This window comes from Thalassobius vesicularis (assembly GCF_004799325.1).
GTDB lineage: Bacteria > Pseudomonadota > Alphaproteobacteria > Rhodobacterales > Rhodobacteraceae > Thalassobius > Thalassobius vesicularis.
Genome location: NZ_SSMD01000002.1, coordinates 498,240 through 521,039, shown reverse-complemented (window position 1 = coordinate 521,039; position 22,800 = coordinate 498,240). Strand labels below are relative to the sequence as shown.

The 22,800-nt window shown below is 61.2% G+C and carries 19 protein-coding genes and 1 tRNA gene; all 20 read left to right on the top strand.

The genetic code is table 11. The annotated features are described in order from the left end of the window. Positions 1 to 72 precede the first annotated feature (72 nt). The 20 genes from E7681_RS06450 to rpsJ all read left to right on the top strand — a co-directional run bounded on the left by E7681_RS06450 (position 73) and on the right by rpsJ (position 22,795). A complete protein-coding gene (locus E7681_RS06450; protein ID WP_136338438.1) occupies positions 73 to 645 on the top strand; it encodes a hypothetical protein in 573 nt (190 codons plus the stop codon). 141 nt (positions 646 to 786) lie between these two features. Continuing rightward, a complete protein-coding gene (tuf, locus tag E7681_RS06445) occupies positions 787 to 1,962 on the top strand; it encodes an elongation factor Tu (protein ID WP_136338437.1) in 1,176 nt (391 codons plus the stop codon). Positions 1,963 to 2,077: 115 nt separating this feature from the next. Further along, a complete protein-coding gene (locus E7681_RS06440; RefSeq protein WP_168733164.1) occupies positions 2,078 to 3,067 on the top strand; it encodes a zinc transporter ZntB in 990 nt (329 codons plus the stop codon). A gap of 63 nt (positions 3,068 to 3,130) precedes the next feature. Then, positions 3,131 to 3,206, top strand: a tRNA-Trp gene (locus E7681_RS06435). Between the two features lie 163 nt (positions 3,207 to 3,369). After that, positions 3,370 to 3,567: a preprotein translocase subunit SecE gene (secE, locus tag E7681_RS06430; RefSeq protein WP_136338435.1), complete on the top strand. Its 198-nt coding sequence runs from the start codon at positions 3,370 to 3,372 to the stop codon at positions 3,565 to 3,567. A gap of 184 nt (positions 3,568 to 3,751) precedes the next feature. Further along, complete coding sequence (nusG, locus tag E7681_RS06425) at positions 3,752 to 4,285, top strand: transcription termination/antitermination protein NusG (RefSeq protein WP_136338434.1); 534 nt, start codon at positions 3,752 to 3,754, stop codon at positions 4,283 to 4,285. A gap of 104 nt (positions 4,286 to 4,389) precedes the next feature. Further along, a complete protein-coding gene (gene rplK, locus E7681_RS06420; protein WP_136338433.1) occupies positions 4,390 to 4,839 on the top strand; it encodes a 50S ribosomal protein L11 in 450 nt (149 codons plus the stop codon). Next, the gene (rplA, locus tag E7681_RS06415; protein WP_136338432.1) at positions 4,839 to 5,537 is read left to right on the top strand and encodes a 50S ribosomal protein L1; all 699 of its coding nucleotides are present in this window, start codon (positions 4,839 to 4,841) and stop codon (positions 5,535 to 5,537) included. Before rplK ends, rplA begins: the two co-directional genes overlap by 1 nt. Before the next feature lie 242 nt (positions 5,538 to 5,779). Beyond that, positions 5,780 to 6,295, top strand: coding sequence for a 50S ribosomal protein L10 (rplJ, locus tag E7681_RS06410; protein ID WP_136338431.1), 516 nt, complete (start codon positions 5,780 to 5,782; stop codon positions 6,293 to 6,295). Positions 6,296 to 6,367: 72 nt separating this feature from the next. Further along, positions 6,368 to 6,745 carry a 50S ribosomal protein L7/L12 gene (rplL, locus tag E7681_RS06405; protein ID WP_136338430.1) on the top strand — a complete coding sequence of 126 codons (378 nt, stop codon included), beginning with the start codon at positions 6,368 to 6,370 and terminating at the stop codon, positions 6,743 to 6,745. A 239-nt stretch (positions 6,746 to 6,984) separates the two neighbouring features. Further along, positions 6,985 to 11,121: a DNA-directed RNA polymerase subunit beta gene (gene rpoB, locus E7681_RS06400; protein WP_136338429.1), complete on the top strand. Its 4,137-nt coding sequence runs from the start codon at positions 6,985 to 6,987 to the stop codon at positions 11,119 to 11,121. A 94-nt stretch (positions 11,122 to 11,215) separates the two neighbouring features. Next, positions 11,216 to 15,454 (top strand): DNA-directed RNA polymerase subunit beta', encoded by a 4,239-nt coding sequence (gene rpoC, locus E7681_RS06395; RefSeq protein ID WP_136338428.1) that lies wholly within the window; start codon positions 11,216 to 11,218, stop codon positions 15,452 to 15,454. A 164-nt stretch (positions 15,455 to 15,618) separates the two neighbouring features. Next, complete coding sequence (locus tag E7681_RS06390) at positions 15,619 to 16,509, top strand: DMT family transporter (protein WP_136338427.1); 891 nt, start codon at positions 15,619 to 15,621, stop codon at positions 16,507 to 16,509. Further along, a complete protein-coding gene (locus tag E7681_RS06385) occupies positions 16,509 to 17,366 on the top strand; it encodes a glycosyltransferase (RefSeq protein ID WP_136338426.1) in 858 nt (285 codons plus the stop codon). Before E7681_RS06390 ends, E7681_RS06385 begins: the two co-directional genes overlap by 1 nt. Before the next feature lie 273 nt (positions 17,367 to 17,639). Continuing rightward, entirely contained in the window at positions 17,640 to 18,011 is a 372-nt protein-coding gene (gene rpsL / locus E7681_RS06380) for a 30S ribosomal protein S12 (protein ID WP_093034637.1), read from the top strand. Positions 18,012 to 18,023: 12 nt separating this feature from the next. Continuing rightward, entirely contained in the window at positions 18,024 to 18,494 is a 471-nt protein-coding gene (gene rpsG / locus E7681_RS06375; protein ID WP_136338425.1) for a 30S ribosomal protein S7, read from the top strand. A 14-nt stretch (positions 18,495 to 18,508) separates the two neighbouring features. Further along, complete coding sequence (gene fusA / locus E7681_RS06370; protein ID WP_136338424.1) at positions 18,509 to 20,632, top strand: elongation factor G; 2,124 nt, start codon at positions 18,509 to 18,511, stop codon at positions 20,630 to 20,632. 84 nt (positions 20,633 to 20,716) lie between these two features. Further along, positions 20,717 to 21,892, top strand: a complete 1,176-nt coding sequence (gene tuf, locus E7681_RS06365; protein ID WP_136338423.1) for an elongation factor Tu — start codon at positions 20,717 to 20,719, stop codon at positions 21,890 to 21,892. 210 nt (positions 21,893 to 22,102) lie between these two features. Then, positions 22,103 to 22,276 carry a hypothetical protein gene (locus tag E7681_RS06360; RefSeq protein WP_211089767.1) on the top strand — a complete coding sequence of 58 codons (174 nt, stop codon included), beginning with the start codon at positions 22,103 to 22,105 and terminating at the stop codon, positions 22,274 to 22,276. 204 nt (positions 22,277 to 22,480) lie between these two features. Then, positions 22,481 to 22,795: a 30S ribosomal protein S10 gene (gene rpsJ, locus E7681_RS06355; protein WP_024809816.1), complete on the top strand. Its 315-nt coding sequence runs from the start codon at positions 22,481 to 22,483 to the stop codon at positions 22,793 to 22,795. Positions 22,796 to 22,800 lie beyond the last annotated feature (5 nt).

Here is a 22,800-nt window from a genome sequence, read left to right as displayed (position 1 = left end):
TGGCAAAGGCGGCGATTGCGCCAGTGCACTCGGTGCTTTATCCCTGCACGGACGGACAGACGGAGAACCGACATGACGCGCATTCTTGCCCTTTTCGCCTTGCTCTTGGGGTTGGCGGCCTGCACCAATTCCAACGATCTGGACAAGGCGCCGGTGGATTTGGGCGGGTTCAAGCTGGGTCACAATATCGTTGTCGCTCCCAAGATGGTCAAAGGGCCTGCTTCGCGCGAGGCGACGGTCGAGGAGTGGCAAGCCGCCCTGACCGGCGCAGTGGCCGAGCGGTTCGGGCGCTATACCGGCGACCGGCTGTATCACTTTGGCGTGTCGGTCGAAGGGTATGTCCTGGCCGTTCCCGGCATTCCGATCGTCGCGTCTCCGAAATCGGTTCTGATCATCAACCTGACGGTCTGGGACGATGCAAAGGGCAAAAAGCTGAATGAAAAACCCGAGCAGATCGTTGTGATGGAATCGTTCTCGGGCAACTCGATTCTGGGGTCTGGGCTGACCCAATCCCGAGAGCAGCAGATAGAGCACCTGTCGCGCAACGCCGCGAAAAAGATCGAGGAATTCCTAGTGCGCAAAAACACCGAAGAGGGCTGGTTCAAGGCGCCCGAAGCCGCCGACGGGGCGACAAACGGGGACTGAAGACGCGCAGCAGGGGCATATCGTCAAATTCCCCTGCACCCGAGCCATATCGAAGGCTTGATTTCCGGTGCTCAAACCAATAAATCGGCCCCCGATGACAAAACCGGGCCGCTGGGGCCCCTGAACACGAGGCGCCAAGGAATGGCAAAGGAAAAGTTTTCGCGTAACAAGCCGCACGTCAACATCGGCACGATCGGCCACGTTGACCACGGCAAGACCACTCTGACCGCAGCAATCACCAAGTACTTCGGTGACTTCAAGGCCTACGACGCGATCGACTCGGCGCCTGAAGAAAAGGCACGCGGCATCACGATCTCGACCGCGCACGTCGAGTACGAGACCGAGAACCGCCACTACGCACACGTCGACTGCCCCGGCCACGCTGACTATGTGAAGAACATGATCACCGGCGCGGCTCAGATGGACGGCGGCATTCTGGTTGTGAACGCAGCTGACGGCCCCATGCCGCAGACCCGCGAGCACATCCTGCTGGCGCGTCAGGTTGGCGTTCCCGCACTGGTCGTGTTCATGAACAAAGTCGACCAGGTCGACGACGAAGAACTGCTGGAGCTGGTGGAAATGGAAATCCGCGAGCTGCTGTCGACCTACGACTTCCCGGGCGACGATATTCCGATCATCGCAGGTTCGGCTCTGGCCGCGCTGGAAGGCCGTGACGAAGCAATCGGCGAGAACAAGATCCGCGAACTGATGGCGGCTGTCGACGAATACATCTCGACCCCGGCACGTGCTGTTGACCAGCCGTTCCTGATGCCGATCGAAGACGTGTTCTCGATCTCGGGCCGCGCCACCGTTGTGACCGGTCGTGTTGAGCGTGGCGTGATCAACGTTGGCGACTCGATCGAGATCGTCGGCATCAAGGCCACTCAGACCACCACCTGTACCGGCGTTGAAATGTTCCGCAAGCTGCTGGACCGCGGTGAAGCCGGCGACAACATCGGCGCCCTGCTGCGCGGTATCGACCGTGAAAAGGTCGAGCGCGGTCAGGTTCTGTGCAAGCCCGGTTCGGTGACCCCGCACACCAAGTTCGAGTCGGAAGTGTACATTCTGACCAAGGAAGAAGGCGGCCGTCACACTCCGTTCTTCGCGAACTACCGTCCGCAGTTCTACTTCCGGACCACCGACGTGACCGGCACCGTGAACCTGCCGGAAGGCACCGAGATGGTGATGCCCGGCGACAACCTGCGCTTCACCGTCGAGCTGATCGCACCGATCGCCATGGAAGACGGCCTGCGCTTCGCAATCCGCGAAGGTGGCCGCACCGTTGGTTCGGGCGTTGTCTCGAAAATCATCGAGTAATTCCGACACCATCGGAAGACGCGAAGGGCGCCCAACAGGGCGCCCTTTTGCTTTGCATGGTTGATGGTGGCGACGGTCGCTGTATCCTGACCCCATACACATGACGGAGTTCGCGATGCCGACGCCCCCATTCGTACAGTTCGCCCACGCCCTTGCCGGAGAGCATAAGGGCAACGTCCTGACAGAAAAGGCCTTGTTGGCGGCCCTGCGAGGCGATGAGCCCGCCTGGGTGCATCTGGACGGCAAACAGGAAGGCGCGGATGAGTGGATCGCCCATCATCTGGATTACCTGGATCCGCAGGCGATCGAGGCGCTGCTGGACGTCAGCACGAGGTCGCGTTTCACCGCGTTGGGCAACGGCATGATCCTGATCCTGCGCGGCATGAACTTCAACGCGGGCGAGGATCCCGAGGACATGGTCTCGATCCGGATGTGGATCGACCCGCAGCGAATCGTGACGATTTCCCGCAAGCGCGTCGTGGCGATCGAAAAGATGCACGCGGCAATGTCTGAAGGGCAGGGCCCTGAAACGGCTGGGGAATTTCTGGTCAAGCTGGTCGAGGACGTGACCGAGAACATCAACAAATTCCAAAAAGAGCTGGATACACGTGCCGACCTGTTGGAGCACCGCGTGATTTCAGAGCGGAACGAGCACTTGCGGCGCAAGGTGGTGGACATGCGCCTGCAAATCATCGCCGCACGCCGGTTCCTGGGGCCGCAACGGGACGCGCTGGCACAGATCATCGCCTCGAAGCTGGACTTTTTGGATCCGAACACCCGCCGCGAGATCGAGGAAGAGCACGTCAAAATGATGCGGATCGTCGAAGACATGGACGAGCTGCGCGACCAGGCGGCGGTGCTGCGCGAGGAAATCTCGGGGCAGATTTCGGACCGGTTGAACCGAAACATGTTTGTTCTTTCAGTGCTTTCCGCGATTTTCCTGCCTTTGGGGTTCCTGACGGGGCTGTTCGGCGTCAACGTCGGCGGGCTGCCCGGGCTGGAAAACGGGCAGGCGTTTTTCTGGCTGTGCGCATCGATGGGCGGTCTGGTGCTGGTGCAATTGCTGGTGCTGTGGCGGCTGCGCTGGATCGGGCGCGGCGGCTGACAAAAAATCCTGCGAATCCGCTTGCACATTTCCAGCAGGTCAACTAATCCGACACCCGGCCTTAGGGGTATAGCTCAGCTGGTAGAGCGACGGTCTCCAAAACCGTAGGTCGCGGGTTCGAACCCTGCTGCCCCTGCCAATTTCCTCACATCGGGACGGTTGCGTAACTTTGCGTTCACTTCGCAAAGCGTACGATTCTTGCGGGATTTTGTACGGCGACTGACGGGCCGGGACTGCGCCCTTGAATTCCGCGCCGGGGCCGCGTATGTGACCCTTCAATCGACAAGACAGAGACGCGACACATGGCACGTACCAATCCGCTTCAATTCGTTCAGCAGGTCCGCTCGGAAGTGGGCAAGGTCGTCTGGCCGACCCGCCGCGAAGTTCTGCTGACCACAGTCATGGTGTTCGTGATGGCCAGCCTGACGGCCGTCTTCTTTGCGCTGGTGGACCTGGCGATCAAGGGCGGGCTGCGGGGCCTGCTGTCGCTGGTCGGCTAAGCCGAATTTTTCCCCCCGAAGGGTTGATTGTTTCGGCCGTTGGGGGTAGGTGACAGGCCTGATCCGAAACATGGCGTGCGGCGATTCGAGTTGCACGCCGTATTTTTGTTTCGGGGAGGGCGGTTAACCGTCCGTAAAGAATGAGAATTTGGCCCAAGGGCCGGGATGCAAGGACTGAGTCGGTATGGCGAAACGTTGGTATTCGGTGAGCGTGCTCTCGAATTTCGAGAAGAAGATCGCCGAACAGATCAGAACCTCGGTGGCGGAAAGCGGCCTTGAGGATCAGATTGACGAAGTGCTGGTGCCCACCGAGGAAGTGATCGAGGTGCGCCGCGGCAAGAAGGTGACGACCGAGCGTCGTTTCATGCCCGGCTACGTGCTGGTGCACATGGAAATGTCGGACCGCGGCTATCACCTGATCAACTCGATCAACCGCGTCACCGGTTTCCTGGGCCCGCAAGGCCGCCCGATGCCGATGCGCGACGCCGAGGTGAACCAGATCCTGAACCGCGTCCAGGAAGGCGAAGAGCAGCCGCGCACGCTGATCCGCTTTGAGATCGGTGAGAAGGTCAAGGTTAACGACGGCCCGTTCGAAGATTTCGACGGCATGATCGAAGAGATCGACGAAGACAGCCAGCGCCTGAAGGTGGCGGTCTCGATCTTTGGCCGGGAAACCCCGGTCGAGCTGGAATTCACTCAGGTCACCAAGCTGGTCTGAGATTGAACTGTGGGAGGGGAGCGGCGCGCGCGCTGCAAGCCGGACCACACAACTAAGTACCCGAGGGACGCGTCCCGACGGTGTTGGATAGAAGGAGAGGCCACATGGCCAAGAAACTGATCGGCACGCTGAAGCTGCAGATTAAAGCTGGCGCAGCGAACCCGTCGCCGCCCGTCGGCCCCGCACTGGGTCAGCGCGGCATCAACATCATGGAATTCTGCAAGGCGTTCAACGCCAAGACGCAGGAAATGGAGCAAGGCGCACCTTGCCCGACCGTGATCAACTATTACCAGGACAAGTCGTTCACGATGGAGATCAAGACTCCGCCGGCGAGCTACTACCTGAAGAAAGCTGCTGGCCTGAAGCCCGTCGGCAAGCGTAACCGCCCCAAAGGTTCGCCGAAGCCGGGCCGTGAGACCGTCGCAACCGTGACCGTCGCTCAGGTCAAGGAAATCGCAGAGGCCAAAATGAAGGACCTCAACGCGAACACCGTCGAAGCAGCAATGCAGATCATCCTGGGCTCGGCCCGCTCCATGGGCATCGAGGTGAAGTAATGGCTAAAGTCGCAAAACGCACCGCCGCCGCCCGCGCCGCATTCGTCGGCAAGGAAAACCTGTCGGTCGAAGAAGCTGTCGCACTGGTGAAAGCCAACGCAACCGCCAAGTTCGATGAAACCGTCGAAATCTCGGTGAACCTGGGCGTCGATCCCCGCCACGCAGACCAGATGGTCCGCGGCGTTGTCGGCCTGCCGAACGGCACCGGTAAGACCGTGCGCGTCGCCGTGTTCGCTCGTGGCCCCAAGGCCGACGAAGCAACCGCCGCTGGCGCGGACATCGTTGGCGCCGAGGACCTGATGGAAACCATCCAGTCCGGCAAGATCGAGTTCGACCGCTGCATCGCAACCCCGGACATGATGCCGATCGTCGGCCGTCTGGGTAAGATCCTGGGCCCGCGCAACCTGATGCCGAACCCCAAAGTCGGCACCGTGACCATGGACGTGAAAGCGGCCGTGGAAGCAGCCAAAGGCGGCGAAGTGCAGTTCAAGGTCGAAAAGGCCGGTATCGTGCATGCCGGCGTCGGCAAGGCTTCGTTCTCTGAGGACAAGCTGGCCCAGAACGTCCGCGCATTTGTCAGCGCAGTGTCGAAGGCCAAGCCTGCCGGTGCCAAAGGCGCCTACATGAAGAAGGTCTCGATCTCCTCGACCATGGGTCCGGGCGTGTCGATCGACCTGGCCAGCGCAAACGCTGAATAAGAATTCGTCGTCGGGGCAACCCGACGTGAATGGCGGGGCGGCAACGCCCCGTCCTGTCCGAGACGGAGGGTTCAGGCATCTGCCCGAATAAATCCTTCCTGAGATGGGGAACGAGACGAATTGACCGTTGGGTGTGGAACCCTCGGGTGATCTGGCCTCGGGACCCTGAAATTGGACCCGAAACGGCAGGGCAACCTGCCTAAACTGAGCCGGGGGGAAACCCCCAAACTTGGAGTGAAACTGTGGATAGAGCACAAAAAGAGAAGGTGGTCGAGGAACTCGGCCAGATCTTTGAAAGCTCTGGCGTTGTGGTCGTAGCCCACTACGCAGGTCTGACGGTTGCCGAGATGCAGGATCTCCGCGCGCGCATGCGTGCCGCGGGCGGTGCCGTGCGTGTCGCCAAGAACAGGCTCGCCAAGATCGCCCTCGAAGGGAAGCCCTGCGCAAGCATTGGTAACCTGCTGACGGGCATGACCGTTCTGACCTTCTCGGAAGACCCCGTGGCAGCAGCCAAGGTCGCCGAGGACTTCGCCAAGGATAACAAGAAGTTTGAAATCCTGGGCGGTGCAATGGGCGGAGCGGCTCTGGACCGGGCCGGTGTCGAAGCCGTGTCGAAGATGCCGTCGCGCGAGGAGCTTATCGCTTCGATCGTTGGCTGTATCGGCGCACCCGCATCGAACATCGCCGGCGCAATTGGCGCACCTGCTTCGAATATCGCATCCATCCTGTCCACCATCGAGGACAAGGCGGCTGCGTAAGCAACCTTATGATCTGCGTGAGGCAAACACCTTACGTTGGAACAACACACCTAAACGAACGGAAACAGTAAAATGGCTGATCTGAAAGCACTTGCTGAGCAAATCGTCAACCTGACGCTGCTGGAAGCACAAGAACTGAAAACCATCCTGAAAGACGAGTACGGCATCGAGCCCGCAGCCGGTGGCGCCGTCATGATGGCAGGCCCCGCAGGCGAAGCCGCGGCCGCCGAAGAAGAGAAAACCGAATTCGACGTCATCCTGGTGGATGCCGGCGCTTCGAAGATCAACGTGATCAAAGAAGTCCGCGCCATCACCGGTCTGGGCCTGAAAGAAGCCAAGGACCTGGTCGAAGCCGGTGGCAAAGCTGTCAAAGAGCAGGTTGCCAAAGCTGAAGCAGAAGACCTGAAAGCCAAGCTGGAAGCAGCTGGCGCGAAAGTCGAGCTGAAGTAATAAGCGCCGGGGCAACCCGGACGTTTGTTCAGGCTGGGCCCGGGGTTCCCCGGGTCCAGCCAAACCTGTCTTGGCAAGGGCTTTTGTGAAAGCCCTTCCCTGGGAGAGGTTCGAGGATCGGGAGGCTTCTGGTGGGACAGAGGCCGGGAATTGATCTGAACATCCCTGTTTCGATTGGGCGAGCGGCCGGGGCCCGACGGCGCGCGCGACCAGGTGAGACACGAAAGGTGACATCGACCATGGCTCAGAGCTTCCTTGGCCAGAAACGTCTGCGTAAATACTACGGCAAAATCCGCGAAGTGCTGGAGATGCCGAACCTGATCGAGGTTCAGAAATCCTCGTATGATCTGTTCCTGCGCTCCGGCGATGCTGATCAGCCCACCAGCGGCGAAGGCATCATGGGTGTGTTCCAGTCGGTGTTCCCGATCAAGGACTTCAACGAGACCTCGATCCTGGAATTCGTCAAGTACGAGTTGGAAAAACCGAAATACGACGTCGATGAGTGCATGCAGCGCGACATGACCTACAGCGCACCGCTGAAGGTGACGCTGCGTCTGATCGTGTTCGATGTCGACGAAGACACCGGCGCCAAATCGGTGAAGGACATCAAGGAACAAGACGTGTTCATGGGCGACATGCCCCTGATGACCCCGAACGGCACCTTCATCGTCAACGGCACCGAACGTGTGATCGTTTCCCAGATGCACCGCTCGCCCGGTGTGTTCTTTGACCATGACAAAGGCAAGACCCACAGCTCGGGCAAGCTGCTCTTCGCCTGCCGCATCATTCCCTACCGCGGCTCGTGGCTGGACTTCGAATTTGACGCCAAGGACATCGTCTACGCACGCATCGACCGTCGCCGCAAACTGCCGGTGACCACGCTGCTGTACGCCCTGGGCCTGGATCAGGAAGGCATCATGGATGCCTACTATGAGACCGTGACCTACACGCTGCGCAAAGGCGACGGCTGGGTGACCAAGTTCTTCCCGGATCGCGCACGCGGCACCCGCCCGACCTATGACCTGGTCGACGCGGACTCGGGCGAGGTGATCTGCGAAGCGGGCAAGAAGATGACCCCGCGCGCCGTCAAGAAGATCAAGGACGAAGGCAAGATCACGGACCTGCTGGTTCCGTTCAAGCAGATCGTCGGCAAGTTCGTCGCCAAGGACATCATCAACGAGGACACCGGCGCGATCTATGTCGAAGCCGGCGACGAGCTGACGCTGACCTACGACAAGGACGGCGAAATCACCGGCGGTTCGATTCAGGACCTGCTGGAGGCCGGCATCACCGAGATCCCTGTTCTGGACATCGACAACATCAACGTCGGCGCCTACATCCGCAACACCATGGCGATGGACAAGAACATGAACCGCTACACGGCGCTCATGGATATCTATCGCGTCATGCGTCCGGGTGAACCGCCGACCGAAGAAGCGGCCAGCAATCTGTTCGACACGCTGTTCTTCGACAGCGAGCGTTACGACCTGTCCGCCGTTGGCCGTGTGAAGATGAACATGCGTCTGGCCCTGGGCAAACCCGACAGCCAGCGTACCCTGGACCGCGACGACATCGTCAAGTGCATCAAGGCACTGGTCGAGCTGCGCGACGGCAAGGGCGACATCGACGACATCGACCACCTGGGCAACCGTCGTGTGCGCTCGGTCGGCGAACTGATGGAAAACCAGTACCGCGTCGGCCTGCTGCGCATGGAGCGCGCGATCAAGGAACGTATGTCCTCGGTCGAGATCGACACCGTGATGCCGCAGGATCTGATCAACGCGAAGCCCGCGGCTGCCGCGGTGCGCGAGTTCTTCGGCAGCTCGCAGCTGTCGCAGTTCATGGACCAGACCAACCCGCTGTCTGAAGTGACCCACAAGCGCCGCCTGTCGGCCCTGGGGCCGGGCGGTCTGACCCGCGAGCGCGCAGGCTTTGAAGTCCGCGACGTTCACCCGACCCACTATGGCCGGATGTGCCCGATTGAAACGCCCGAAGGTCCGAACATCGGTCTGATCAACTCGCTGGCGACCTTCGCCCGCGTGAACAAGTACGGCTTCATCGAGACCCCGTATCGCGTGGTCAAGGACACCCAGGTGACCGACGAGGTTCACTACATGTCCGCGACCGAGGAAATGCGCCACACCGTGGCACAGGCCAACGCGACGCTGGACGAGAACGGCAAGTTCGTGAACGACCTGGTTTCGACCCGTCAGTCGGGCGACTACACGCTGGCACCGCGCGAGAACGTCGACCTGATCGACGTGTCGCCGAAACAGCTGGTGTCGGTCGCGGCCTCGCTGATCCCGTTCCTGGAAAACGACGACGCAAACCGCGCTCTGATGGGCTCGAACATGCAACGTCAGGCGGTTCCGCTGCTGCGCGCCGAGGCGCCGCTGGTCGGCACCGGTATCGAAGGCAAGGTCGCAATCGACTCGGGTGCAGCCATCCAGGCCAAGCGCGCGGGCATCATCGACCAGGTCGACGCACAGCGTATCGTGATCCGGGCCACCTCGGATCTGGAGCTGGGCGACGCAGGCGTCGATATCTACCGGATGCGCAAGTTCCAGCGTTCGAACCAGAACACCTGTATCAACCAGCGTCCGCTGGTGAAGGTGGGCGACATCGTCGGCAAGGGCGAAGTCATCGCTGACGGCCCGTCGACCGATATGGGCGAACTGGCACTGGGTAAGAACGTGATCGTCGCGTTCATGCCCTGGAACGGCTACAACTACGAAGACTCGATCCTGATCAGCGAACGCATTGCGCGTGACGACGTGTTCACCTCGATCCACATCGAGGAATTCGAAGTCGCCGCCCGCGACACCAAGCTGGGGCCGGAAGAGATCACCCGCGACATCCCGAACGTCGGTGAAGAAGCGCTGCGCAACCTCGACGAGGCGGGCATCGTTTACATCGGCGCGGACGTGGAGCCGGGCGACATCCTGGTCGGCAAGATCACTCCTAAGGGCGAAAGCCCGATGACCCCGGAAGAGAAGCTGCTGCGCGCCATCTTTGGCGAGAAGGCTTCGGACGTGCGCGACACCTCGCTGCGCGTGAAACCGGGCGATTACGGCACCGTGGTCGAGGTTCGCGTGTTCAACCGTCACGGTGTGGACAAGGACGAACGTGCCCTGCAGATCGAACGCGAAGAAGTCGAGCGCCTGGCGCGCGACCGCGACGACGAGCTGGCCATTCTGGAGCGCAACATCTACGCGCGCCTGAAGGGCATGATCATGGGCAAAACCGCCGTGAAAGGCCCGAAAGGCATCAAGCCGAACTCGGAAATCAACCAGGACCTGCTGGACAGCCTGACCAAGGGTCAGTGGTGGCAGCTGGCCCTGGCCGAAGAGGCCGACGCACAGGTGGTCGAGGCGCTGCACGAGCAGTTCGAGGTGCAGAAACGCGCCCTGGACCTGCGTTTCGACGACAAGGTCGAAAAAGTGCGCCGTGGCGACGATCTGCCCCCGGGCGTGATGAAAATGGTCAAGGTGTTCGTCGCGGTGAAGCGCAAGCTGCAGCCGGGCGACAAGATGGCCGGCCGTCACGGCAACAAGGGTGTGATCTCGCGCGTTGTGCCGATGGAAGACATGCCGTTCCTGGCGGATGGTACTCCGGTTGACTTCTGTCTGAACCCGCTGGGCGTGCCGTCGCGTATGAACGTCGGTCAGATTCTGGAAACGCACATGGGCTGGGCCGCACGCGGTCTGGGTCTGCGGATCGACGACGCGGTGCAGGAATACCGCCGCTCGGGCGATCTGACCCCGGTGCGCGACGCGATGCGTCATGCCTATGGTGACGACGTCTATGACGAAGGCATCTCGGGTCTGGACGAGGCCGCGCTGATCGAAGCGGCGGGGAATGTCACCCGCGGTGTGCCGATCGCAACGCCGGTCTTTGATGGCGCCAAGGAAGCGGACGTGAACGATGCGCTGCTGCGTGCGGGCTTCTCGGAATCGGGTCAGTCGATCCTGTTCGACGGCCGTACCGGCGAGCAGTTCGCACGCCCGGTCACGGTCGGCGTCAAGTACCTGCTGAAACTGCACCACCTGGTCGACGACAAGATCCACGCGCGTTCGACCGGCCCGTACTCGCTGGTTACCCAGCAGCCGCTGGGTGGTAAGGCGCAGTTCGGTGGTCAGCGCTTCGGTGAGATGGAGGTCTGGGCTCTGGAAGCTTACGGCGCCGCCTACACCCTGCAGGAAATGCTGACGGTGAAGTCGGATGACGTGGCCGGCCGGACCAAGGTCTATGAATCGATCGTCAAGGGCGAGGACAACTTCGAGGCCGGTGTGCCTGAGAGCTTCAACGTGCTCGTGAAGGAAGTCCGCGGCCTCGGCCTGAACATGGAACTCCTGGATGCGGATGGAGAGGAATAAGGCGCGTCCGGATTTTTACAAAAAATCCGGACCAAAATCTTTCAAAGATTTTGGCCCCACCCCCAGCCAATCCGCACGAATTTGAGGTATCAAAATGAACCAGGAACTGACGAACAACCCGTTCAACCCGCTGACCCCGCCGAAGGTCTTTGACGAAATCAAGGTCTCGCTGGCCTCGCCGGAACGGATCCTGTCGTGGTCCTACGGCGAGATCAAGAAGCCGGAAACCATCAACTACCGCACGTTCAAGCCCGAGCGTGACGGCCTGTTCTGCGCACGCATTTTCGGCCCGATCAAGGACTACGAATGCCTGTGCGGCAAGTACAAGCGCATGAAGTATCGCGGCGTTGTCTGCGAAAAATGCGGTGTCGAAGTGACGCTCCAGAAGGTGCGCCGCGAGCGTATGGGCCATATCGAACTGGCCGCGCCGGTCGCTCACATCTGGTTCCTGAAGTCGCTGCCCAGCCGGATCGGTCTGATGCTGGACATGACCCTGCGTGATCTGGAACGCGTCCTGTACTTCGAAAACTACGTCGTCATCGAGCCGGGTCTGACCGACCTGCAATACGGCCAGATGCTGACCGAAGAAGAGTTCATGGACGCGCAAGACGCCTATGGCATGGACGCGTTCACCGCGAACATCGGCGCCGAAGCGATCCGTGAAATGCTGGCCCAGATCGACCTGGAAGCCGAAGCCGAACAGCTGCGCGCTGATCTGGCCGAAGCCACCGGCGAACTGAAGCCCAAGAAGATCATCAAGCGTCTGAAAGTCGTGGAATCGTTCCTGGAATCGGGCAACCGCCCGGAATGGATGGTTCTGACAGTGATCCCCGTGATCCCGCCGGAACTGCGCCCGCTGGTGCCGCTGGACGGTGGCCGGTTCGCGACCTCGGATCTGAACGATCTGTACCGCCGCGTCATCAACCGGAACAACCGTCTGAAGCGCCTGATCGAGCTGCGCGCGCCCGACATCATCGTCCGCAACGAAAAGCGGATGCTGCAGGAATCGGTCGACGCCTTGTTCGACAATGGCCGTCGTGGCCGCGTGATCACCGGCGCCAACAAGCGTCCGCTGAAATCGCTGTCGGACATGCTGAAAGGTAAGCAGGGCCGCTTCCGTCAGAACCTTCTGGGTAAGCGCGTCGACTTCTCGGGCCGTTCGGTCATCGTGACCGGCCCCGAGCTGAAGCTGCACCAGTGCGGTCTGCCCAAGAAGATGGCGCTGGAACTGTTCAAGCCCTTCATCTACTCGCGTCTGGAGGCCAAGGGCCTGTCCAGCACCGTGAAACAGGCGAAGAAGCTGGTCGAAAAAGAGCGTCCCGAAGTTTGGGATATCCTGGACGAGGTCATCCGCGAGCACCCGGTTCTGCTGAACCGCGCGCCCACGCTGCACCGTCTGGGCATCCAGGCATTCGAACCCACGCTGATCGAAGGCAAGGCCATCCAGCTGCACCCGCTGGTGTGTTCGGCGTTCAACGCGGACTTCGACGGTGACCAGATGGCCGTTCACGTCCCGCTGAGCCTGGAAGCACAGCTGGAAGCACGCGTTCTGATGATGTCGACCAACAACGTGCTGTCGCCCGCAAACGGCAGCCCGATCATCGTTCCGTCGCAGGACATGATCTTGGGTCTGTACTACACGACCATCGAACGCGAAGGCATGAAGGGCGAAGGCATGGTCTTCGGCTCGATCGACGAGGTTCAGTTCGCGCTGGACAGCGGTGCCGTTCACCTGCACGCCAAGATCAAGGCCCGCATTCCTCAGATCGACGAGGAAGGCAACGAGGTCATGAAGCGGTTCGACACCACCCCCGGCCGGGTCCGTCTGGGCGCACTGCTGCCGCAGAACGCCAAGGCTCCGTTCGAGCTGGTGAACCGTCTGCTGCGGAAGAAAGACGTGCAGCACGTCATCGACACCGTCTACCGTTACTGCGGTCAGAAAGAGTCGGTCATCTTCTGTGACCAGATCATGGGCATGGGTTTCCGCGAGGCGTTCAAGGCCGGTATTTCGTTCGGCAAGGACGACATGGTGATCCCCGACAACAAGTGGGAGATCGTCGAGGAAACCCGCGATCAGGTGAAAGACTTTGAACAGCAGTACATGGACGGCCTGATCACCCAGGGCGAAAAGTACAACAAGGTCGTCGATGCATGGTCGAAGTGCAACGACAAGGTCACCGAGGCCATGATGAGCACCATCTCGGCCGAGAAGCGCGACGAGAACGGCGCCGTCAAGGAACCGAACTCGGTCTACATGATGGCCCACTCGGGTGCGCGTGGCTCGGTTACGCAGATGAAGCAGCTGGGCGGGATGCGCGGCCTGATGGCGAAGCCGAACGGCGACATCATCGAGACCCCGATCATCTCGAACTTCAAGGAAGGTCTGACCGTTCTTGAGTACTTCAACTCGACCCACGGCGCCCGTAAGGGTCTGTCGGACACCGCACTGAAGACGGCAAACTCGGGTTACCTGACCCGTCGTCTGGTGGACGTGGCACAGGACTGCATCATCCGCGAGATCGACTGCGGCACCGATCGTTCGATCACCGCCGAAGCAGCCGTGAACGACGGTGAAGTCGTTGCCTCGCTGGCCGAGCGTGTGCTGGGCCGTGTGGCAGCCGATGACATCCTGCGTCCGGGCACCGACGAGGTGATCGTGGCCAAGGGCACGCTGATCGACGAACGCATGTCGGACGCGATCGACGAGGCTGCCGTGCAGACCGCACGCATCCGCTCGCCCCTGACCTGTGAGGCCGAGGACGGCATCTGCGCAACCTGCTACGGCCGTGACCTGGCGCGTGGTACGATGGTGAACACCGGCGAAGCCGTGGGCATCATCGCGGCACAGTCGATCGGTGAACCCGGCACGCAGCTGACCATGCGTACCTTCCACATCGGCGGCGTGGCACAAGGTGGCCAGCAGTCGTTCCTGGAAGCATCGCAGGAAGGCGTGATCGAGTTCGAGAACCCGCAGCTGCTGACCAACGCCAACGGCGAAGTTCTGGTGATCGGCCGGAACATGAAGCTGAAGATCATGGGCGAAACCGGTGACGAACGCGCCAGCCACAAGCTGGGCTACGGCACCAAGCTGTTCGTGACCGAAGGCCAGAAAGTGACCCGCGGCACCAAGCTGTTCGAGTGGGACCCCTACACTCTGCCCATCATCGCCGAAAAGGCCGGTGTGGCGAAGTACGTGGACCTGACCAGCGGTGTGGCCGTCAAGGACGAGACCGACGATGCCACCGGCATGACCCAGAAGATCGTGATCGACTGGCGTGCGGCACCGAAGGGCAACGAGCTGAAGCCGGAGATCATCCTGGTCGATGCCGATGGCGAACCCGTCCGCAACGAGGCCGGCAACCCGCTGACCTACCCGATGTCCGTGGACGCCATCCTGTCGGTCGAAGACGGCCAGGACGTGCGTCAGGGTGACGTCGTCGCGCGTATCCCGCGCGAAGGCGCCAAGACCAAGGACATTACCGGTGGTCTGCCGCGTGTGGCCGAACTGTTCGAAGCCCGTCGTCCGAAAGACCACGCGATCATCGCCGAAATCGATGGTTACGTGCGCTTTGGCCGCGACTACAAGAACAAGCGCCGCATCACGATCGAGCCCGTGGACGAAAGCCGCGAACCCGTCGAGTACATGGTGCCCAAGGGCAAGCACATCCCCGTGCAGGAAGGCGACTTCGTGCAGAAGGGCGACTACATCATGGACGGCAACCCGGCGCCGCATGACATCCTGGCCATCATGGGTGTCGAGGCTCTGGCGAACTACATGATCGACGAAGTGCAGGACGTGTACCGACTGCAGGGCGTGAAGATCAACGACAAGCATGTCGAAGTGATCGTGCGCCAGATGCTGCAGAAGTGGGAGATCTCGGACAGTGGCGACACCACCCTGCTGAAGGGTGAACATGTCGACAAGGCCGAGTTCGACGCGGCGAACAAGAAGATCGAAGCCAAGGGCGGCCGTCCGGCATCGGGCGAACCGATCCTGCTGGGTATCACCAAGGCCTCGCTGCAAACGCGTTCGTTCATCTCGGCGGCGTCGTTCCAGGAAACCACCCGCGTGCTGACCGAAGCCTCGGTTCAGGGTAAGCGCGACAAGCTGGTTGGCCTGAAAGAGAACGTCATCGTCGGCCGTCTGATCCCGGCAGGCACCGGCGGCGCCACCATGCGTGTGCGTCACCTGGCCCAGACCCGCGACAACGTGGTGATCGAAGCACGCCGTGAAGAGGCCGAAGCGGCCGCAGCGCTGGCGGCTCCGGTTGATGACCTGGCTGGCGACGCGTTCGACAACCTGGTTCAGACCCCCGAAAGCCGCGACGAATAAGTCTGGCTGACAGAGTAAAGAAAGGCCCCCGGCGCAAACCGGGGGCCTTTTTTCTTGGCCCGGCGGGGCACCGTAGTATTGCGGTAGGGGTGGACGCGGCCGGGCGGAAGGCGCAAGAGTGCCTCAAGCTGGCAGGTCGCCAGAGCTGACCTGGCGGAGTACCCATGCCCCTTTCCGATAACACGCGCGGCGCGCTGATGATGATGGCCTCGATGGCGGCGTTCACGTTGAACGACACGCTGATGAAGGGGCTGGCAGGCGAGGTGCCTTTGTTCCAGTTGCTGGTCTTGCGCGGCAGTCTGACCACGATTTTCACCGGGTTTCTGGCCTGGCGGATGGGCGCGATGCACCTGCGCATCCCGGCACGCGACCGCGGCCTGATCGCCCTGCGCATGGTCGGAGAGATCGGCGCGGCCTATTTCTTCCTGACCGCGCTGTTCAACATGCCGTTGGCCAACGTGACGGCGATCCTGCAATCGCTGCCGCTGGTGGTGACGCTGTGCGCCGCGCTGTTCTTTGGAGAACAGCTGGGCTGGCGGCGGATGACGGCCATTCTGGTCGGCCTGGTCGGGGTGATGCTGATCGTGCGACCGGGGACCGAGGGGTTCAACCTCTATTCGATCTACGCGCTGATCTCGGTCGCGTTCGTGGTGCTGCGCGATCTGGCGACGCGGCGACTGAGCGGGTCAACCCATTCGATGATGGTGACCTTTGCGACGACCCTGTCGGTGACGGTGTTCTTTGGCGCGGCGAGTGTGACGGTGGATTGGGTGCCGCTGGATGCGCGCTCGGCCTGGATGACGGTGGGTGCTGCGGCGATGGTGATGCTGGGTTATGTGTTCTCGGTGCTGGTGATGCGGATCGGCGAGATTTCGTTCGTCGCGCCGTTCCGGTATACCGGGCTGATCTGGGCGCTGGTGCTGGGCTGGTACGTGTTCGGGGATTGGCCGAAACCGCTGACGCTGATCGGGGCGTCGATCGTGGCCAGCAGCGGTGTGTTGATGCTGCTGCGCGAACGGCAACTTGCGCGGCGGGCACGTAAAAAGGCGGTTTGATGGAGAAAGGCGCGGCGTTTCGGGTTCAGGTGCAGGGGATTTGCCGGTGGAGCTATCCCGCGGCCCCCGGTGCGTTCCGGAAAGAGCCTGAGGCGGGTGATCTGGCGGCGCTGCGAGCGCAGCTGTATGCGCCGGAGCGGCTGCGGTCGCGCCTGTTTTTCCTGGAATACGTGGTGCTGCCGGCCCTGCGTGCGCAGAGTGACCCTGATTTCACGCTGCATCTGCTGATGGGCGACCAGCTGCCAGAGGATGTCCGCGCGCGGGTGTTGGCGCTGATCGCGGATGTGCCGCAGATCCGGCCTCAGTTCGAGCCCGAGGGGCAGCCCCATGCCGAGATCTGCCGCAAGATCATGCTGGCCGGGCGCGAGAAAGAGGCCCGCGCCGTGGCCGAGTTCCGGCTGGACGACGACGACGCGGTGGCGACGGATTTCGTGGAGTTCACGCGCCAGAGCTTTGCCAAGTTGCGGCAGGTCTGGCGGGCAGGGGGCAAGCTGGCTCTGGACTGCAACGCCGGTCTGGTGCTGGAGACGGGGGACAGTCTGACCTTTCGCGCGGTGATCGCCCGGTATTGGACCCCCGGCCTGGTCCTGTTCCTGCGCCCGAAGCTGCGGCAATGCGTGATGGATTTTGCCCATGCCCAGCTGTGGAAGCGAATCCCCACGTTGACGCATCCGCGCCGGGTGATGTTCATCCGCGGGGCGCATGGGGATAATGACAGTAATGTCAGCCAGCGGCCGCACAATGCCAGTTTTGACGAGCTGCCAGAGGACCAGATAAACGCCCTTCTGGCCGAGCGTTTCGGGATTTCCCGGGCCGAATTGCAGGCCCGCTGGGCTGAATACCGCGCCGGGGGATAAGGGCGGGCTGCATGTGTTGACAAGCGGGGCGACTCCGCCTATACGCCCGACCATCCGGCTGTGGGTCTGTCCCGGTTGCCGAATTCAAAATCGTAGTGGCCAAGATCCTGGCAGTTTCGTTGTCATGATCCTCTGCAAACTCACCGCGTCGTTCGCCTCGGAATGGGAACGATAGCGGTTTTTGTCTATGTGGGCGTGTCATTCACGTCTGAACTGAAACGCCCGAGGTTTCGACCAAAGGCAGCACTAGAGTAGGAAACGGGGAACCACCCAATGCCAACGATTCAGCAGCTGATCCGCAAGCCGCGTCAGCCCAAAGTCAAACGTTCGAAGTCTCAGCACCTGGAACAGTGCCCGCAGAAGCGCGGCGTCTGCACCCGCGTGTACACCACCACCCCGAAGAAGCCGAACTCGGCAATGCGGAAAGTCGCCAAGGTGCGTCTGACCAACGGCTTCGAGGTGATCTCGTATATCCCCGGTGAAAGCCACAACCTGCAGGAACACTCGGTTGTTCTGATCCGTGGCGGCCGTGTGAAAGACCTTCCCGGTGTCCGTTACCACATCCTGCGCGGTGTTCTGGATACCCAGGGCGTCAAAAACCGTAAGCAGCGTCGTTCGAAGTACGGCGCGAAGCGTCCGAAATAAGAGGATTAACAGATGTCCCGCCGTCACGCCGCTGAAAAACGCGAAGTTCTGCCCGACGCCAAGTATGGCGATCGCGTGCTGACCAAATTCATGAACAACCTGATGATCGACGGTAAGAAGTCGGTCGCAGAACGCATCGTCTACAACGCGCTGGAGCGCGTCGAAGGCAAGGTGAAACGCGCCCCCGTCGAGGTCTTCCACGAAGCCCTGGACAACGTGAAGCCCGCTGTCGAAGTGCGCTCGCGTCGTGTGGGTGGTGCCACCTACCAGGTTCCGGTCGAAGTGCGCCCCGAGCGCCGCGAAGCCCTGGCAATCCGCTGGCTGATCTCGGCCGCGCGCAACCGCAACGAAAACACCATGGAAGAGCGCCTGGCAGGTGAACTGCTGGATGCCGTCAATGGTCGCGGTACCGCAGTCAAGAAACGCGAAGACACCCACAAGATGGCCGACGCTAACAAAGCGTTCAGCCACTATCGCTGGTAACAGGAGCACAGACGATGGCACGCGAATATCCGCTTCCGCGGTACCGCAACTTCGGGATCATGGCCCACATCGACGCGGGCAAGACCACCACGACCGAGCGTATTCTCTACTACACCGGCAAGTCGCACAAAATCGGCGAAGTGCACGATGGCGCTGCAACCATGGACTGGATGGAGCAGGAGCAAGAGCGCGGGATCACGATCACCTCGGCTGCGACCACGACTTTCTGGCAGCGTCAGGAAGATCCGACCGCCGAAGGCACCTCGGACACCAAGTACCGCTTCAACATCATCGACACCCCCGGCCACGTTGACTTCACCATCGAAGTCGAGCGTTCGCTGGCCGTTCTGGACGGCGCGGTTGCGCTGCTGGACGCCAACGCCGGCGTCGAGCCCCAGACCGAAACCGTGTGGCGTCAGGCTGACCGCTACAAGGTTCCGCGCCTGGTGTTCGTCAACAAGATGGACAAGATCGGTGCTGACTTCTTCAACTGCGTGAAGATGATCAAGGACCGCACCGGCGCGACCCCCGTGCCCGTCAACTTCCCGATCGGCGCCGAAGACCAGCTGGAAGGCATCGTCGACCTGATCAAGATGGAAGAGTGGGTCTGGAAAGGCGAAGACCTGGGTGCATCCTGGGTGCGTCAGCCGATCCGCGAAGAGCTGCAGGACGTTGCCGAAGAGTGGCGTTCGCACCTGGTCGAAAACGCCGTCGAAATGGACGACGACGCGATGGAAGCCTACCTGGAAGGTAACGAGCCCGACGAGCCCACCCTGCGGAAACTGATCCGTAAGGGCACTCTGTCGCTGTCGTTCGTTCCGGTTCTGGGCGGCTCGGCATTCAAGAACAAGGGCGTGCAGCCCCTGCTGAACGCCGTGATCGACTTCCTGCCCTCGCCGCTGGACGTGCCTGCCTATGTCGGCTTCGCACCGGGCGACGAGACGGAAACTCGTAACATCGAGCGTCACGCAAACGACGAAGAGCCGTTCTCGGCTCTGGCGTTCAAGATCATGAACGACCCGTTCGTTGGTTCGCTGACCTTCACCCGCATCTACTCGGGTCTGATCAAGAAGGGCGACGGCCTGATGAACTCGACCAAAGGCAAGCGTGAACGCGTTGGCCGTATGATGATGATGCACTCGAACAACCGCGAGGAAATCGAGGAAGCGTTCGCAGGCGACATCATCGCGCTGGCCGGTCTGAAAGAGACCACCACCGGCGACACCCTGTGCGACCCGAACAAAGGCGTCGTTCTGGAAACCATGACCTTCCCCGACCCGGTGATCGAGATCGCCGTCGAGCCGAAGACCAAGGGCGACCAGGAAAAGATGTCTGCAGGTCTGGCCCGTCTGGCCGCCGAAGACCCCTCGTTCCGCGTGGAAACCGACCTGGAATCGGGTCAGACCATCATGAAGGGCATGGGCGAACTTCACCTGGACATCCTGGTGGACCGTCTGCGTCGCGAATTCAAGGTCGAGGCAAACATCGGTGCACCGCAGGTGGCTTACCGCGAAACCATCTCGCACGAAGCCGAAGTCGACTACACCCACAAGAAACAGTCGGGTGGTTCGGGTCAGTTCGCACGCGTCAAAATGGTCATCACTCCGACCGTGGCCGGCGAAGGCTACTCGTTCGAGTCGAAGATCGTTGGCGGTTCGGTGCCGAAGGAATACATCCCCGGCGTCGAAAAAGGCATCAAGTCGGTGATGGATTCGGGCCCGCTGGCCGGTTTCCCCGTGATCGACTTCAAGGTGCAGCTGATCGACGGTGCCTACCACGACGTCGACTCGTCGGTTCTGGCGTTCGAAATCGCGGCACGTGCCGGTATGCGTGAAGGTCTGAAAAAGGCCGGCGCGAAACTGCTGGAACCCGTGATGAAGGTCGAAGTGGTGACCCCGGAAGAATACACCGGCGGCATCATCGGCGACCTGACCTCGCGTCGTGGTCAGGTGACCGGGCAGGATACCCGCGGCAACGCCGTGGCGATCAACGCCTTCGTCCCGCTGGCCAACATGTTCGGCTACATCAACACCCTGCGTTCGATGTCCTCGGGCCGCGCGCAGTTCACGATGCAGTTCGACCACTACGATCCGGTTCCGCAGAACATCTCGGACGAGATCCAGAAGAAATACGCCTAACAGCGGTGGGCCACTGGGCCCACCCTACCCAACCCGTAGGGTGCGTGCCGGGCACGCACCGCTCGAAATTCCAAGGAGGCCATCATGGCAAAGGAAAAGTTTTCGCGTAACAAGCCGCACGTCAACATCGGCACGATCGGCCACGTTGACCACGGCAAGACCACTCTGACCGCAGCAATCACCAAGTACTTCGGTGACTTCAAGGCCTACGACGCGATCGACTCGGCGCCTGAAGAAAAGGCACGCGGCATCACGATCTCGACCGCGCACGTCGAGTACGAGACCGAGAACCGCCACTACGCACACGTCGACTGCCCCGGCCACGCTGACTATGTGAAGAACATGATCACCGGCGCGGCTCAGATGGACGGCGGCATTCTGGTTGTGAACGCAGCTGACGGCCCCATGCCGCAGACCCGCGAGCACATCCTGCTGGCGCGTCAGGTTGGCGTTCCCGCACTGGTCGTGTTCATGAACAAAGTCGACCAGGTCGACGACGAAGAACTGCTGGAGCTGGTGGAAATGGAAATCCGCGAGCTGCTGTCGACCTACGACTTCCCGGGCGACGATATTCCGATCATCGCAGGTTCGGCTCTGGCCGCGCTGGAAGGCCGTGACGAAGCAATCGGCGAGAACAAGATCCGCGAACTGATGGCGGCTGTCGACGAATACATCCCGACCCCGGCACGTGCTGTTGACCAGCCGTTCCTGATGCCGATCGAAGACGTGTTCTCGATCTCGGGCCGCGGCACCGTTGTGACCGGTCGTGTTGAGCGTGGCGTGATCAACGTTGGCGACTCGATCGAGATCGTCGGCATCAAGGCCACTCAGACCACCACCTGTACCGGCGTTGAAATGTTCCGCAAGCTGCTGGACCGCGGTGAAGCCGGCGACAACATCGGCGCCCTGCTGCGCGGTATCGACCGTGAAAAGGTCGAGCGCGGTCAGGTTCTGTGCAAGCCCGGTTCGGTGACCCCGCACACCAAGTTCGAGTCGGAAGTGTACATTCTGACCAAGGAAGAAGGCGGCCGTCACACTCCGTTCTTCGCGAACTACCGTCCGCAGTTCTACTTCCGGACCACCGACGTGACCGGCACCGTGAACCTGCCGGAAGGCACCGAGATGGTGATGCCCGGCGACAACCTGCGCTTCACCGTCGAGCTGATCGCACCGATCGCCATGGAAGACGGCCTGCGCTTCGCAATCCGCGAAGGTGGCCGCACCGTTGGTTCGGGCGTTGTCTCGAAAATCATCGAGTAATTCCGACACCATCGGAAGACGCGAAGGGCGCCCAACAGGGCGCCCTTTTGCTTTGCATGGTTGATGGTGGCGTGCGGACATGCAAGAAGCACGCCCAGACCTTAACCCCTCAATCCAAAAGTGAGTTAAATAGTGAAAAAATCAGCAATCCTGATTCTGTTTCTGAGTGCCTCGGCTGCATTTGCGGGAACAAAGCCCAACTTCTTGTCGGTGAACTACAACGCGGATGGGTTCAGCGGAAAAGCGGGCTCGGACTGGACGGATGCCGACCTGAAGTCCAACGCCTTCGGCGCGCTGTGCCCCAACGGCCAAAAGGTGAAAGACCTGAAAATCACCCGCGACGACAAGGGCGTGGCCAAGTTTACCGGCCGCTGTAAGAAGTGAGACCAAGCGCAAGGGCAGGGCGGTTGGAACTGCGGAAAAACGACAAGTTTTCCCTTGCCCGACCGGTGCCCGCCCTGTATATGCGCGCAAGTTCCTGAGCAGGAACGTGACGGCGGGGTGATTCCCGCCGTTTGGGTTCGATGAGGGTCAGCGATGGTCGCCGGTCCTCCTCTCAACTCCAACGCCTGATAAAAGGCTGACGAAATGCAAAGTCAAAACATTCGCATTCGGCTGAAGGCATTCGATTACCGGGTTCTGGACGCCAGCACCCAGGAAATCGTCAACACGGCAAAGCGCACCGGTGCGCAGGTCCGTGGGCCGATCCCGCTGCCGAACAAGATCGAGAAGTTCACCGTTCTGCGTGGACCGCACATCGACAAGAAATCGCGCGACCAGTTCGAGATCCGTACGCACAAGCGTCTGCTCGACATCGTTGATCCGACCCCCCAGACCGTGGACGCGCTGATGAAGCTCGACCTGGCCGCTGGTGTGGACGTCGAGATCAAGCTGCAGTCGTAAGATCG